Below are 13,553 nucleotides of genomic sequence, written 5' to 3' on the forward strand. Positions count from 1 at the left end.
GCATCAAGGAGACACAGTGACCCACTCTCGAACCCGCGGATTCCGGCGCCTCGCCGTCCCGCTCATCGCCGGCCTGTCGGTCGTCGCCCTCGCCGGTTGTTCCGCCGGAAGCGCCGATTCGTCCGCGACCCCCGGCGCCGACGTCGCCCAGGACATCTCCTTCGCGATCGCCGGTGATCCCACCTGCCTCGACCCGCAGCAGACGTCGCTCACCACGTCGTTGAACATCGGCCGTCAGCTGACGGACTCGCTGCTCGACCAGAACCCCGACACCGGCGAGATCGTGCCGTGGCTCGCGAGCGAATGGGACGTGAGCGATGACCTCACCTCCTACAGCTTCACGCTGCGCGACGGCGTGACCTTCAGCGACGGAACGGCGCTCACCTCCGACGTCGTGGCCGCGAACTTCGACGCGATCGTCGCGCTCGGCGCATCCGCGTCGCTCGCCAACGGCTACCTCGCGGGCTACGCCGGCACCGAGGTCACCGACGACACGCACTTCACCGTCGCCTTCTCGGCGCCGAACGTGCAGTTCCAGCAGGGCGCGACGACCATCTCGCTCGGCCTCCTCTCGGCCGACACGGTGGCCGCATCCTCCGAGGACCGCTGCCAGTCGGTCGTCGGAACCGGTCCGTTCGTGCTCGACTCCTACGTGCCGAACGACTCGGTCGAGATCGTCAAGCGCGCCGGCTACGACTGGGCGTCCGAGCTCCGCGGCCACCAGGGCGAGGCGTACCTCGACTCCGTAAGCTTCCCGATCATCGCCGAGCCGAGCGTTCGTACGGGCGGTCTCGAGTCGGGCGAGTACGACGTCATCCAGGACGTCCCCTACGTCGACGAGTCGCGGTTCTCCTCCGACGACTACCACCTCTACGCCAAGGCCAACCCGGGAGTTCCGAACTCGCTGGTCATCAACACGAGCCGCGGCGTGCTCGCCGATGAGGCCGTGCGCCAGGCGATCAGCAAGGGCCTGGACCGCGACCAGATCAACGTGCTGACCGGCTCGATCAGCGGCCAGGCGCCCACGAGCGTGCTGACGTCGTCGACCCCCGGCTACGTCGACCTCGGTGACACGCTCGCCTACGACGCCGACGGCGCGAAGGAGCTGCTCGAGGGCGATGGCTGGACGCTCGGTGCCGACGGCATCTACGAGAAGGACGGCCAGCCGCTGACCGTCACCGTCACCGCCTTCTACGCACAGGACGTGCTCGAGGCCGCGCAGATCCAGCTCCGCGAGGTCGGCATCGACCTGCAGCTCAACATGGTCTCCTCGGGTGACTTCTTCGGTGCGATCGCCTCCGGCGAATACGACATGCTCGGCGCCGGCCTCACCCGCACCGACCCGGATGCGCTGCGCACCCTGCTGTCGACCTCGTCGGCATCCCGCTGGGGCATCGTCGACGACGCGGAGCTCGAGGGCCTCCTGCAGGAGCAGTCCCAGACGGCCGACGTCGACGCCCGCCAGGACATCGTCGCCGAGATCCAGCAGATCGTCGCGGAGCGCGCCTACGTGATCCCCACGCTCGAGACCGTGCAGCTGCACGGCTCGCGTGCCGGCGTCGAAGGAATCACCTTCGACTCGGCCGCGCGCCTGCACCTGTACGACACTGCGGTGGTCTCCGACTGATGACCGTGCCGGCGCAGCGCGTGCGAACAGCGAGCGGAGGAGGTCGTGCGGCAGCCGTCGCGCGCTTCCTGATCCCGAAGATCCTTCAGTGCCTCTTCGTGGTCTGGGCGACCTACACCGTCGCCTTCGTGCTGATCCACGCGCTGCCCGGCGACCCTGTCCTCGCCGCGCTCTCGTTGCGCGGCGGGGATGCCACCTCGACCGACCCCGTCGAGCTCGACGCGCTCCGTGCGCGATACGGGCTCGACGGGCCGGTCTGGCAGCAGTACCTGGTGAACTTCCTCGGTCTGTTCCGGGGCGACCTCGGGGTGTCGATCGCGACGGGTCAGCCCGTCGTCGACATGATCGGCCGCGCCTTCCCGAACACCGCGGCGGTCGCCGTCTTCGCGCTGGTCGTCGGCTTCCTGGTGGCACTCGCCTTCACGGTGTGGGCGTACGTCGCCCGCCCGGCATGGATGCGGAACGTCGTGACCGGCATCCCCCCGCTCGGCATCGCGATCCCCGCGTTCCTCAGCGGCCTCGTCCTGATCAGCGTGTTCTCGTTCGGGCTCGGGTGGTTCCCCGCATCCGGCACGAACGGGTTCGTCTCGGTCGTGCTGCCCGGCATCACCCTCGCGCTGCCGACGGGCGCCATCTTCTTCCAGGTGTTCTCGGCCGCCGTCTTCGACGCCGGCGCGAGTCCCTTCGTCTTCACCGCGAACGCGAAGGGCCTCGCCCAGCGCACCGTGGTGGTGCGCCATGTGCTCCGGAACGCCCTGCTGCCCTCCATCACGATCATCGGGTTGCAGATCGGCTACCTCGCCGGGGGCACGGCGGTCGTGGAGACCGTCTTCTCTCGCGACGGAATCGGGCGTCTCACGGTGGACGCCGTGCTCGCCCGTGACGTCAACGTCGTGATGGGCGTCGTCGTGGTCGTCGCGATCGTCTACGCGGTGGTCACCCTCGTCGTCGACGGCCTCTACGGGGTCATCGACCCCCGCACCCGCACCCGCCTCGGTGGTCGGAAGGTGGTGACGCGATGAGCGTCCTCCGCAAGCCCGGTCTTCTGCTCTCGCTGCTCGTGCTCCTCGTGACCGTCGTCGCGATGATCGCGCCGCAGCTGCTGGCCCCCTACGACCCGTACGACTCGGTCGGCACGGCGAGGCTCGGCGCTCCGAGCCTCGAGCACCTCTTCGGCACCGATCATCTCGCGCGCGACGTCTTCTCGCGCGTGATCTACGGTGCGCAGTTGTCGCTGACATCCGCCGCCCTCGCCGTGATCGGCGGCGTGCTGGTCGGATCGATCGTCGGCCTGGTGACCGGCTACGTCGGCGGCGCCGTCGACTTCGTGACGATGCGCTTCATCGACGTGCTCATCGCGATCCCCGGCATCCTGCTGGCCCTCATCGTCGTTGCCTCGCTCGGGTTCGGCCCGCTCTCGATCGCCCTCGGCGTCGGGCTCGGGACGGCCGGATCGTTCGCCCGCGTCATGCGCGCGCAGGTGCTGCGCGTGCGGGGTGAGGAGTACGTGGAGGCCGCGCGCACCCTCGGCGCACGGGGTCCGGCGGTGCTTGTGCGGCACGTGCTGCCGAACGCCGCCCGCCCGATCATCGCGATGGCCTCGCTCGAGCTCGCCCTCGCCATCCTCGCGGTCTCGGCGCTGAGCTTCCTCGGCTTCGGTGCCCAGCCGCCCGCCCCGGAGTGGGGTTCGCTCGTGTCGGCCGGACGCGACTTCGTCGCCACCGCGCCCTGGCTGAGCCTGCTGCCGGGTGCCGTCATCCTCGCCGTCGTGCTGTCGGTTAACCGTGTCGCCCGTTTCATCGGAGGAGATCGATGACCGCCCTGCTCCGCGTCTCCGGACTCCGCGTCGACTACGGCACCGGTCGTCGGGCGCACGCGGCCCTCCGCGGCATCGATCTCGAGATCGACCGCGGCGAGATCGTCGCCGTGGTCGGCGAGTCGGGATCGGGCAAGAGCACGATCGCGCACGCCCTCGTGCGGCTGCTGCCGGTCGAGGCGCACGTGCGGGGAGGGGCGATCGTCTTCGACGGCACCGACCTGCAGAAGACCTCGACCGGCGCGCTCCGCCGCATCCGAGGCGGACGGATCGGCTTCGTGCCGCAGGACCCGTCGCACTCGCTCAACCCGCTGATGCGGGTCGGCGAGCAGATCGCGGAGACGCTGCGTCGACACCGCGGGCTGTCCCGGGCGGATGCGGCCGCGCGCGCGGTCGAGATCATCGGCGAAGTCGGCGTGCCCGACCCGGCGCTCCGCGCGCACCAGTACCCGCACGAACTGTCGGGGGGCCTGCGTCAACGCATCCTGATCGGAATCGCGTGGGCCTGCGAACCGGACCTCGTGATCGCCGACGAACCCACGAGCGCGCTCGACGCGACCGTGCAACGTCACGTGCTCGACCGGATGCAGGCGCTCGCGCTGGCGCACGGCACCGCCGTGCTGCTGGTCACCCACGATCTCGCGGTCGCGGCCGATCGCGCGCACCGGATCGTCGTGGTCGAGAAGGGCGTGATCGTCGAGAGCGGTCTCGCGTCGGACGTGCTCTCCTCTCCCTCGCATCCGTACACGCAGCGCCTCGTGGCCGCCGCGCCCGGGCTGAACAGCCGCCGGCTCCAGCCGTCCGCGGGGGTCGTGTCGGGAGCCGCATCCGCATCCGAGGGCGCCACCGCAGAGCCCCTCCTCCGGGTCACGGGTCTCGGCAAGACCTACGGCACGGGGGCGAAAGCCCTGCGCGCGGTCGACGCCGTCGAGTTCGACGTTCCCCGCGGCAGCACGTTCTCGCTCGTCGGCGAATCCGGGTCGGGTAAGAGCACGACGGCGCGGATGGTGGCGCGGATCATCGCGTCCGACACCGGCAGCATCGTCTTCGACGGCGCCGACATCACCGATCTGAACGGGGCGGCGCTCCGTCAGCTGCGCCGGCGCATCCAGGTGGTCTACCAGAACCCGTTCGGGTCGCTCGATCCGCGGATGACGGTCGCCCGGATCATCGCCGAACCGCTGCACGCGTTCGGAGTCGCCCGCGGTGAGCGCATCTCGATCGTGAAGGACCTTCTCGCGCAGGTGCGCCTCGCCCCCGAGCTGCTCTCGCGGCGGCCGGCGCAGTTGTCGGGCGGTCAACGGCAGCGTGTCGCGATCGCGCGGGCGCTCGCGCTCCGCCCCGAGCTCGTCGTGCTCGACGAACCGGTGTCGGCCCTCGACGTGTCGGTGCAGGAGCAGGTGCTGCAGCTGCTCGTCGACCTGCAGGCGGAGTACGCGCTCACGTACCTGTTCATCTCGCACGACCTGGGCGTGATCCGGCAGATCTCCGATCGCGTGGCGGTGATGCGCGGGGGTCGCATCCTCGAACAGGCGACCGCCGAGCGGATCTTCTCCGAACCCGGCGACCCCTACACGCGCGAACTCATCGGGGCGATCCCCGGCGCACAGGCCGTCTGATTCGCGTCAGGCGCGCAGGCCATCTGACTCGCGTCAGGCGCGCTCGCCGTCTGACCCGCGTCAGGCGCGCTCGAGGGCGGCCTGCACGCGGCGCACGATCCGCTCGCTCTCGTCGACGACGTGGGCGAAGATCCGCTCGCCCTTCTCCGCCGTGGCCGGGCGCGGGTCGCCGAACACGCCGGTGCGCGACAGGGGAGCGAGCGCCATCTGGCGCAGCCCGAAATCGGCGGGCAGTTCCGGGTACTCCGGCGCCATCCGCTCCCGCTGAACGAGCGCGGGGGCGGCAGCCAGCACCATCGACGTCTCGAGCTCGTCGGCGTGGCAGAGCCCGGGCGCCGCCCAGGGCGACTCCTTCACGGCGTCGCCGATCTCGACGAGACCCGGGTAGTCGAGCACGATCACCGGCATTGCGTCACGTGCCGCGAAGGATTCCGCGGCGCGCTGCAGCGGCACCCGGTTGCCGAAGTCGCCGTTCACGACGACCAGCATCGCGAACCCCGCGCGCTCGACCGCGGCGGCCACATCCGCGCAGATCGCCGTCACGGTATCGGCGCTGAGCGACACGGTGCCCGGGAGGGCATCGTTGCTCCACGTGTTGCCGAGCGGGATGGCCGGAAGGAGGGCCGCGTCGAGGCGTTCCGCGAGGCGTCGGGCGACCGCATCCGCCTGGATCGTGTCGGTCGACAGCGGAAGGTGCGGGCCGTGCTGCTCGAGCGCGCCGAACGGCAGAACCGCGACCCGGGATCCCGTTCCGAGGAACTCTGCGACGTCGGTCCAGGATGCGTGGGCGAGCTCGATCACACGCCTCAGCGTAGCGAGTCGGCGACCGTCCGCAGCTCCTGCGCCGAGTGGCGGAGCAGCTCCAGCTCGCGCTCGCTGTAGGCCGTCTCGGGGATCGGGAACGCGCCGGACGCGCTGACGATCGAGGGCACCGAGAGGGCGACACCGCTGATGCCGTGGTAGTCGTTCAGCACGGTCGACACCGGCATGACCGCGTGCTCGTCGTGCAGGATCGCCTCGACGATGCGGGCGCTCGAGAGGCCGATCGCGTAGTTCGTCGCGCCCTTTCCGAGGATGACCTTGTAGGCGGCGTCGCGGACGTCGACGGCGATCTCGTCGAGCTCGTCGGGGGTCATCCGCGGGTGCTCGGCGGTCTGCCAGTCGAGCACGGGGACGGTGCCGATGCTGGCGGCCGACCACAGCGGGAACTCGGTGTCGCCGTGCTCACCGACGATGTGCGCGTGCACGCTCGAGGGCGAGACGCCGGCACGCTGCGCGAGCTTCCACCGCAGCCGGGAGGTGTCCAGCACCGTGCCCGAGGCGAAGATGCGCTCGGGCGGCAGGCCGGTGGACTCCTGTGCGAGGACGGTCAGCACGTCGCAGGGGTTCGTGACGATGACGTAGATGGCGTTCGGGGCGACCTCGAGCAGCTGGGGCAGCATCGTCTTCAGGATGCGGGCGTTGGTGCCGGCGAGTTCGATGCGGGTCTGGCCCGGGTTCTGCTTCGCGCCGGCCGTGATGACGACGACGTGCGAGCCTTCGACGACCGACAGGTCGCTGCCGCCGGTGATGTCGCTCGAGCCGGTGAACTGGGTGCCGTGGGCGAGGTCGAGCACTTCGGCGTCGACCTTCGCGGTGGCGATGTCGTAGAGAGCGATGTGACGGGCGGAACCGCGGATGAGGGCGGCGTAGGCGACGCTGGAGCCGACGCTTCCGGCGCCGACAACGGTGAGCTTGGAGTTCTCGATCGCAGACATGGCTTCAGTCTGTCAGCGCCCGGACATCGGGGCGAGCGCCGGAGCCGTGAGTAATCCCGGCTAACTCCTCCAATACGCCGCGCACACGCGATGGCAGGCGCCGCGCGCGCGGAATTGGAGGAGTTGGCGAACCTGGGGACCGGTGATGACCCTCGCGAAATCGCCGCCGCGGCGGCCGTCGCGGTCGTAGCCTGATCTGCGGAGGGCGGATGCGGCATCCGCCCGGGACGGACTTCGCATGGAATTCGGTATCCACATCGCGGACTTCACTTGGAAGAGCGGCTCCGCTCAGCTCGGTCCGGCGCTCGCGGCGCATGTGCGGAACGCCGAGGCGGCGGGCATCCAGCGCATCACGGTCATGGACCACTTCTGGCAGCTGCCGGGTATCGGGCCGGTCGAGCACGAGATGCTCGAGGCGTACGCCACGCTCGGCTTCATCGCGGCGCACACCGAGAAGGCGCTGCTGCACACGCTCGTCACGGGCGTGATCTATCGGCATCCGTCGCTGCTGGCGAAGCAGATCTCGACCCTCAATGTGCTGTCGGGTGGGCGCGTGGGCCTCGGGATCGGGGCGGCGTGGAATGAGGAGGAGTGCAAGGGTCTCGGATTCCCGTTCCCGCCGGTCGCGCAGCGCTTCCGCGAGCTCGAGGAGACCCTGCAGATCTGTCTGCAGATGTGGTCGGACTCGGAAGAGCCCTACGAGGGAGCGATCTGGCAGCTCGAGCGCACGCTGAACTCGCCGCAGAACGTCACGAAGCCGTACCTGATGATCGGCGGCGGGGGAGAGAAGAAGACCCTCAAGCTGGTGGCCCAGTACGCCGACGCGTGCAACCTGAGCGCGATGGAGGGCGTGCCGACGCACAAGCTCGACGTGTTGCGTGAGCACTGCGCGGCGGTCGGCCGCGACTACGACGAGATCGAGAAGACCGCGATGATCGCGATCAACCCCGGATCGACGCCGGATGCGGTCGCCTCCCGCGTCGATGATCTCGCTGCGGCGGGGTTCACGGCGACGTACGTCTTCGCCGCCGGCATCGATGAGCCGTCCCGCGCGGTCGACGTGATCGCGCAGACCGCGGCCCTCGTGAAGTAGCGGATCGCCGCCGATTGGCGGCTCCCCGGAACCTGACGTAAGCTTTCCGGCGGTGACGTGTCCGAGCGGCCGAAGGTGCAACACTCGAAATGTTGTGTAGGTTCACCCCTACCGTGGGTTCAAATCCCACCGTCACCGCCACCGAGAAGGCCCCGAGATCCGCGGAATCACGCGGGAATCGGGGCCTTCTCGCTGACGGTCAGGGGTGGGTCCGCGGCCCCGCTGTGTGCTGCCTGCAGACCACGTAGTGAGGCTTCGTCAGTCTGCGCCTTCATCACCTCGACGGTGCAGCGGACCGACGAATGCTTCCAGGATTAGGAGAGTCACGATGACGAGAGATCCACCGGCTGTCAGCGCGGCTCCGACAGGTACGAGGCTCAGTGGGTGTGCCTCGTAGGTATCCGGGACACCGGTCGGGACCCACTCGACGGTGCTCCCGGCCGACAGGAGAATGATGCCGACTATGATTCCGATCACGCCTATGACCCAGAGAGCCCAGTAGCTGATTCGTGGCCAAGCGCTGGCAAGCGTGGATGTTTTCATTTTGTGCAGTAAATCATGTTGATCGGGCTGAAGGCCACCTGGTTATAGGCGGTCGAATCGAGCTTGCGTGCAGTGACGCCTCCGTTCTTCGAGACCTTCCACTTCTGCAGCGTGAAGTACCGATATGTACCCATGACGTAAGCCTTGTACGACGTACCTGCCGAAAGCTTCGGAGAGGTGCACCCCATAGAGCCTGTCACGCTCGCGGTAACCGAGATCCCCAGAGTCGATGCGACCTGTTGTGCTGAAATACCCAGGGAGGCGTTTACGGTTGCGCTCGCCGTGTAGCTACCTGTAATTGTGCATGTTGAGTTTGCGGCCCCGATTCGACACCCGCAGATCAGCTTGTTGTAGTTCGGCTGCTGCGTCTTTGTAGTTACGTTGACTGCGACGTACTCGTAACCGCTCACCGAAAGGGCCGGGTCCGCTACCACCGGGTACTGGTCGGCCGACAGGCCGCTCGGGTCTACGACTCGGGTTACGGTGTTACCCGAGACAATGTAGTGGGTGGGTACCGCGCTCCCGTGGCATCCTTTGCCCATGGAGCCGTGGCGGTCGCCAGCTCGCCCCCCGCCGCGTCAAGCACGGTGAAGCCACCATCATCGGTGGGAGAAAGCGATCCTCCAGATTCGGCGCGGATCACATAGGAGAACTCCGACGGCGCACTTGGGTCAGAGAGAACCGACAGAATCTGCACAGTGCCGTTCTCCGCAACCAACGGAACGGTGGATGCGGAATCGCCTCCATACGTCACCACGGCGTTACTGATCTGAGCAGTGTCGCTCGCAGCCGCAAGTGGGAGCGTGATGGAGATCGGCTCGCTGGCATCTCCCGTGACCACGATTCCGTCGTGCGGATCTTCGGGGAGTGAGACTGAGACCCCCGCGACATCTCCTTCCGCTGCGACACCTGGCGTCGAGCTAGCAGGAAGGAGGACGCTGGGCAGCTCAGCAGCGTCGAGGGCCTGTTGGCTAACTGCTGCGACATCGTCGCCCTCATCCGCTTGTGCGACAGACGCCGCGCTCAGCGAGCCGACGGCAAACACCACCGCGAAAACCACAATTGGAACGCCCCTTCCGAACGCGACGGAAGGACTGCTGCACGGATAGGTGACAGGTCACTCGACCAAGCGCGATGGGTCTGTAGCTCGAGTAACAGTGCCGAGCGTCGAGCACGCGTCTGTCGAACCCTCAATCGCCACCCCCGGCGTCGCTTCCCAATTACGTTTCGTGACGGATCAGCGCCGGTTTGCATAGACGCGCCGGCTCGGCGGCCCTACTTTCCCATCAGCGGGGTAGGCGCGCTTACAACTGTTTTACGCGGTCTTTCCGACATTCGAATTGAGGGATTCATGGGTACGAAGAGTCGTACGCGCTGGAGGGTGAGCGCAGCCGGCGTTGCTGTCCTTACCGTGATCAGCGCGCTATTTGCGAGCGTTCCTGCTCACGCGGCATGGGCGGCGGTCTACACGAACAATTCTGCGAAGCAGCTCACGTGGTACGGGCCCACGGCCTCGGCAAGCATCAGCGGAACGCGTACCTCGTACACAGGATGGGTGCCCGGGAAAAACGCGGTGACGTTCGCCCGAAGTGGCTCCATTCAATCTTCGTCAAATGGAACGACGGTGGCCGTTATTCACGGCCTGGGCTCCTACAGGAGTTACGGGCGTTGGGATTACGCGCTTGACCCGAGCGACCCGGGAACCGTCTCGCTAAAGGTCGATCGCTGGGGAGGAACCGGCGCGATGCGAATTGCGGGACCGGCTCATGCACAAAACGAAACCGCGATCGATGACGCAGTCGCAGCGCTACCTGTGCTCGGCGAAATTGCCGACTCCGGTGACGACCTCAGCAAGGATATCGAAGCGGCCATCACGGACGACGTGGATGTCAGCACGGTGCGCAGTCTTGGAGCTGTAGGGTCGGCCGATTACTGGATCGGTTTGTCGGAAGGCGGTGAGATCGCACTGATTGCGTCGGGGCTCGATGGGGTTACGGCCGTTGCCCGGGCAAGCGTCGAGCAGTTTGCGACCGAGGGCCTCTCCCTAGCTATATCTGGCCCGGACGGGTACACCGAGCCGGTGTACCTGCTGCCCGAAGAGACCGCGATCGACGGAGCCGGTCTAATAGAGGTTCAGGAGAACCTCTATCGCGAGCATGCCCTGACCAGCAAGCGTGCGGCAACCACGATCGAACTTCCGACGGGCGTCAGTCTCACTCGACTGAGCGCATTCAGCGACGAGGAATGAGCCAGTTCGCTACGCGATAAAGCACGTTTGCTGCACCATCTCCGGCTGGCGATGGTGCAGCAAACGGCGTGGGCTCATCACCGCGGCCGTTTTCTTGGGACTGATCGGAGTTGTGGCGGGGTGTGCATCCGCGCCGACCGAAAACCCGTCGAGGACGTTTGCGATGCTTGTACCTCCCTCAGAGGCCCCTAGCGCGTCTCATTCCGCGGCAGACCTGATCGTCGAATTCGCGGTGTTCGCGGACGAGCAAACTGCCGAGGACCTGCTCTCCGGAGCCAACGGCGGTATCAGTCTGGACAGGGACAGCAGTCGATGGCTGGCCAACGACGGGGACTTCGGCGTTTGGATCGCGAAATCGCCGTCGACAGGAGAAGGCCCGGCGTCAATCTGTCTCGCGATACGGGTCTTGAGCGACCCACAACTGGGCGCTACAGGATGTGCAACCAAGGAAGAACTCGCCAACAACGGCTACCTCTGGGTCGGCGTACAGCTGGACGGACAGACCGGCGCCTACTTCTATCTCGAGCCCGATGCAGTGTCCGGTGCAATCCCGGTCTCCGATGCGCGGCAAGTATCCACTCGGGCGCGGCTGTTCACAGGATCGTCGCCGCCAGGATCGTCCTGACCGCGTTCGAGTCCTGCCGTGCGCGGTAGCTCTACTGGCTAACGGGCGTGAGGAACGAATCGGTGTCAACTTGACCTGTCACCAGTTCGTTCCTCACGCCGGCGCTACGAGGCCGGGCGCGGTGGTTGGCTCTTCAGGAGAGGGTGTCGATGACTCTCCGCGCCCGCGTGTAAGTGGCGTGCGGGTAGAGCATGACGGCTTGAAGTTGCTTTAGGTGGTCGGGGAGCTGTTCGATGACGGCGGCAACGACGGGTTGGAGGGTCGCGGCTACCCGGAGTGCGAAATCGCGCAGGTGTCCTTCGGGCAGCTGCGCGTCGACTTCGAGGCGCAGCACGCTGCTGGCGCCGAATGTGCCGAGCGTGTTCACCGCGTCGACGGTGAAGGCGAGTTCAATGTTGTCGAAAACTGCGGGGTCGTGGGCGAGGACCTGCTCGGGCAGCGTGAACGGGAGCGAGCTGTTGAGGTCGTAGAACGGAGCGAGCACGCTACGGCCGGCTACGTGGGTGAGGGAGTAGTTCTTGGAATGGCCGTCGTTGTGTCCGATGATCCAGGAAAAGACGAACAGTTTCACGAACCGCTCCTTGGCTGCCTTAGCGTCGGTGGCGCTGAGGTTGCGGTCGAGGACGGCGAAGATGTCGCGATAGCCGGGGCCTCCGTCGGCCTCGTACTTCTGGACGTGCGAGGTTCCGGTGGCTTGTGCGAGGTCTTCCTGGTGGATTCGGTTGATGGCACCGTCCACGTCGAAACGGTCGAAGCGTTCCACGATGAGGACGTGATCGCCGTCGAACTCACCGATGGTGGAGGCGGCCGCCTCAATCCCGAGCAAGCGCGCGACCTGCAGTGTGATGTGCTCGGTGACATCAGAGCCGGGCAGGGGGTGGATGCCCGGCTTGAAGATGTGCGTCGACGGCTGCCGACCGGAGGGCTCGTACCACTGGCCGTCGCGAAGGGTGAGTGCAAACTTCCCCTGTGCGCCACCGAGTGAAAAGCCTTCTTCGGCGGCGCGGTGCTGCAGCCAGTCGGAGTCGTCGCGACGGATCTGCCGGATGCGGTCGCCGATCTCCTTCTCGGTCACGGGCGTCAGGTTCTCTTCCTGCCGGGGAGCTGTGCCCGCAGGGTAGAACTCAAGCGCGCCGGCGACGTCGGCGCCGTAGGCGGTGAGCAGATCGAAGGTGCTGTCGCTGGTCAGCTTCGCTTCCCGCGCCCAGCGAGTGCGAACATCGGCGCGATCGGGGAGGAGGTTATCGAGGAACCGCGTGGTGTCGCCGTTCCCAAACGTGGTCGCGACGACGGGGAGCGTCACAGAAATGGGGACAGGGTTCTCCGACTCGACGTACTCGGGCAGATAGCGCAGTTGCAGATTCGCGCCCCGTCGGCTGATTGTGGCGACGCGGACGTCGTAGAGGTACACGTCAAGGGTGCGGATCATTCGGTATGCCCTGCGGTATTCGATTCAGCATCCGGTTCAATCTTCTTGGCGGGTTCGGCGCCGACTTCCACCGCTCGCGGCGCGCTGTAGAGGACGGACCCGGGGAGGGTAAGGCTCTCGGTGAGGCCTCGGGTGGCTTTGAGGATGGATGCGAGTGCGGCCGAGTCGAGGTGAGCTTCGATCTGCTTCATGATGCTCGATGTGTCGAACTTGGGAAGGAGCGCAGGGCCGATCTGGGGCAGGATCTGCTTGTTGAGTGCATCGAGGGCACCGGAGGAGATCGACGGGTTGATGCGCTTGACCAGTGCGGCTGCCGCGGCCTGGGCGGCGTTCGTTGTGGTGGCCGCAGCGGGGGTAAGAATGCGACGTTTCGGGGTGGCTTCCAGGTGGATGTCGAGCTGGTCGAGGATGAGCAACACGGTGTCGAAGGAGACGCCGCCGTGGCCGCGTTCGACGCGGGCAAGCGACTGGCGAGTGATGCCGACGGCGTCGGCGACCTCCTGCTGGGTGAGGCTCCGTTGCGCGCGCGCGTTCTTCACTAGTCGGGCGAGATCCGATGGGGACTGCAGCTTCACGTCGACCGCCCGATTCGTGTCAAGAAAATATAACAGTGTCACTGTGTTAGAAAAACATACCATCTTCTGGATGTGAAGTAAATCAACCATCACGCGGGTGTGCGAAAAATGCAACACGTATCTCGCCTGCCCGTTCAGTGATGGGCAGGCGCATGGTGACGACGGCGTCCCGCGCGGCGGCCTCGGCGTGGGCGACCGGGTTGTGCCGACGACGTCACGAA

At 66.9% G+C, this 13,553-nt stretch carries 13 protein-coding genes and 1 tRNA gene; 8 read left to right on the forward strand and 6 right to left on the reverse strand.

Annotated features, from left to right (window positions below; genetic code table 11):
• The first annotated feature begins 16 nt into the window (after positions 1–16).
• From LQ938_RS01415 to LQ938_RS01430, 4 genes are read left to right on the forward strand one after another with little or no spacing between them, the layout of a single operon-like run.
• Complete coding sequence (locus tag LQ938_RS01415) at positions 17–1,627, forward strand: ABC transporter substrate-binding protein (protein ID WP_223722285.1); 1,611 nt, start codon at positions 17–19, stop codon at positions 1,625–1,627.
• The gene (locus LQ938_RS01420; RefSeq protein WP_223722286.1) at positions 1,627–2,649 is read left to right on the forward strand and encodes an ABC transporter permease; all 1,023 of its coding nucleotides are present in this window, start codon (positions 1,627–1,629) and stop codon (positions 2,647–2,649) included. Before LQ938_RS01415 ends, LQ938_RS01420 begins: the two co-directional genes overlap by 1 nt.
• Positions 2,646–3,443, forward strand: coding sequence for an ABC transporter permease (locus LQ938_RS01425; protein WP_223722287.1), 798 nt, complete (start codon positions 2,646–2,648; stop codon positions 3,441–3,443). The genes LQ938_RS01420 and LQ938_RS01425 overlap by 4 nt, the downstream gene beginning before the upstream one ends.
• A complete protein-coding gene (locus tag LQ938_RS01430) occupies positions 3,440–5,062 on the forward strand; it encodes a dipeptide ABC transporter ATP-binding protein (RefSeq protein WP_223722288.1) in 1,623 nt (540 codons plus the stop codon). The genes LQ938_RS01425 and LQ938_RS01430 overlap by 4 nt, the downstream gene beginning before the upstream one ends.
• Before the next feature lie 60 nt (positions 5,063–5,122).
• Here the strand turns inward: LQ938_RS01430 and LQ938_RS01435 are convergent, their stop codons facing one another.
• Positions 5,123–5,863 carry a creatininase family protein gene (locus tag LQ938_RS01435; protein WP_223722289.1) on the reverse strand — a complete coding sequence of 247 codons (741 nt, stop codon included), beginning with the start codon at positions 5,861–5,863 and terminating at the stop codon, positions 5,123–5,125.
• A 5-nt stretch (positions 5,864–5,868) separates the two neighbouring features.
• Positions 5,869–6,819: an L-lactate dehydrogenase gene (locus LQ938_RS01440; protein WP_223722290.1), complete on the reverse strand. Its 951-nt coding sequence runs from the start codon at positions 6,817–6,819 to the stop codon at positions 5,869–5,871.
• Positions 6,820–7,057: 238 nt separating this feature from the next.
• On the opposite strand from LQ938_RS01440, the gene LQ938_RS01445 reads away from it, so the two are divergent.
• On the forward strand, positions 7,058–7,912 hold the full coding sequence (locus tag LQ938_RS01445) for an LLM class F420-dependent oxidoreductase (RefSeq protein WP_223722291.1): 855 nt from the start codon (positions 7,058–7,060) through the stop codon (positions 7,910–7,912).
• A 51-nt stretch (positions 7,913–7,963) separates the two neighbouring features.
• Positions 7,964–8,053: transfer RNA gene (locus tag LQ938_RS01450), tRNA-Ser, on the forward strand.
• Positions 8,054–8,170: 117 nt separating this feature from the next.
• Here LQ938_RS01450 and LQ938_RS01455 read toward each other — a convergent pair.
• On the reverse strand, positions 8,171–8,455 hold the full coding sequence (locus tag LQ938_RS01455; RefSeq protein ID WP_223722292.1) for a hypothetical protein: 285 nt from the start codon (positions 8,453–8,455) through the stop codon (positions 8,171–8,173).
• Positions 8,452–8,889, reverse strand: coding sequence for a hypothetical protein (locus LQ938_RS01460; RefSeq protein ID WP_223722293.1), 438 nt, complete (start codon positions 8,887–8,889; stop codon positions 8,452–8,454). The genes LQ938_RS01455 and LQ938_RS01460 overlap by 4 nt, the downstream gene beginning before the upstream one ends.
• Before the next feature lie 1,121 nt (positions 8,890–10,010).
• Here LQ938_RS01460 and LQ938_RS01465 point away from each other — a divergent pair.
• A complete protein-coding gene (locus tag LQ938_RS01465; RefSeq protein ID WP_223722294.1) occupies positions 10,011–10,703 on the forward strand; it encodes a hypothetical protein in 693 nt (230 codons plus the stop codon).
• 163 nt (positions 10,704–10,866) lie between these two features.
• The gene (locus LQ938_RS01470; protein WP_223722295.1) at positions 10,867–11,328 is read left to right on the forward strand and encodes a hypothetical protein; all 462 of its coding nucleotides are present in this window, start codon (positions 10,867–10,869) and stop codon (positions 11,326–11,328) included.
• Between the two features lie 133 nt (positions 11,329–11,461).
• On the opposite strand, the gene LQ938_RS01475 is transcribed toward LQ938_RS01470, so the two are convergent.
• Together LQ938_RS01475 and LQ938_RS01480 are read right to left on the reverse strand one after the other, a co-directional pair.
• A complete protein-coding gene (locus LQ938_RS01475) occupies positions 11,462–12,757 on the reverse strand; it encodes a HipA domain-containing protein (RefSeq protein WP_223722296.1) in 1,296 nt (431 codons plus the stop codon).
• The gene (locus LQ938_RS01480) at positions 12,754–13,449 is read right to left on the reverse strand and encodes a helix-turn-helix transcriptional regulator (RefSeq protein ID WP_223722297.1); all 696 of its coding nucleotides are present in this window, start codon (positions 13,447–13,449) and stop codon (positions 12,754–12,756) included. Before LQ938_RS01480 ends, LQ938_RS01475 begins: the two co-directional genes overlap by 4 nt.
• Positions 13,450–13,553 lie beyond the last annotated feature (104 nt).

Source organism: Microbacterium sp. cx-55, assembly GCF_021117345.1.
Taxonomy (GTDB): domain Bacteria; phylum Actinomycetota; class Actinomycetes; order Actinomycetales; family Microbacteriaceae; genus Microbacterium.

What these genes read in the sequence shown, in the direction of transcription:
- LQ938_RS01420 (WP_223722286.1), top strand. Translation starts at nt 1,627, where the DNA reads ATGACCGTGCCGGCGCAGCGCGTGCGAACAGCGAGCGGAGGAGGTCGT.
- LQ938_RS01425 (WP_223722287.1), top strand. Translation starts at nt 2,646, where the DNA reads ATGAGCGTCCTCCGCAAGCCCGGTCTTCTGCTCTCGCTGCTCGTGCTC.
- LQ938_RS01430 (WP_223722288.1), top strand. Translation starts at nt 3,440, where the DNA reads ATGACCGCCCTGCTCCGCGTCTCCGGACTCCGCGTCGACTACGGCACC.
- LQ938_RS01440 (WP_223722290.1), bottom strand. Translation starts at nt 6,819, where the DNA reads ATGTCTGCGATCGAGAACTCCAAGCTCACCGTTGTCGGCGCCGGAAGC.
- LQ938_RS01445 (WP_223722291.1), top strand. Translation starts at nt 7,058, where the DNA reads ATGGAATTCGGTATCCACATCGCGGACTTCACTTGGAAGAGCGGCTCC.
- LQ938_RS01455 (WP_223722292.1), bottom strand. Translation starts at nt 8,455, where the DNA reads ATGAAAACATCCACGCTTGCCAGCGCTTGGCCACGAATCAGCTACTGG.
- LQ938_RS01470 (WP_223722295.1), top strand. Translation starts at nt 10,867, where the DNA reads ATGCTTGTACCTCCCTCAGAGGCCCCTAGCGCGTCTCATTCCGCGGCA.
- LQ938_RS01475 (WP_223722296.1), bottom strand. Translation starts at nt 12,757, where the DNA reads ATGATCCGCACCCTTGACGTGTACCTCTACGACGTCCGCGTCGCCACA.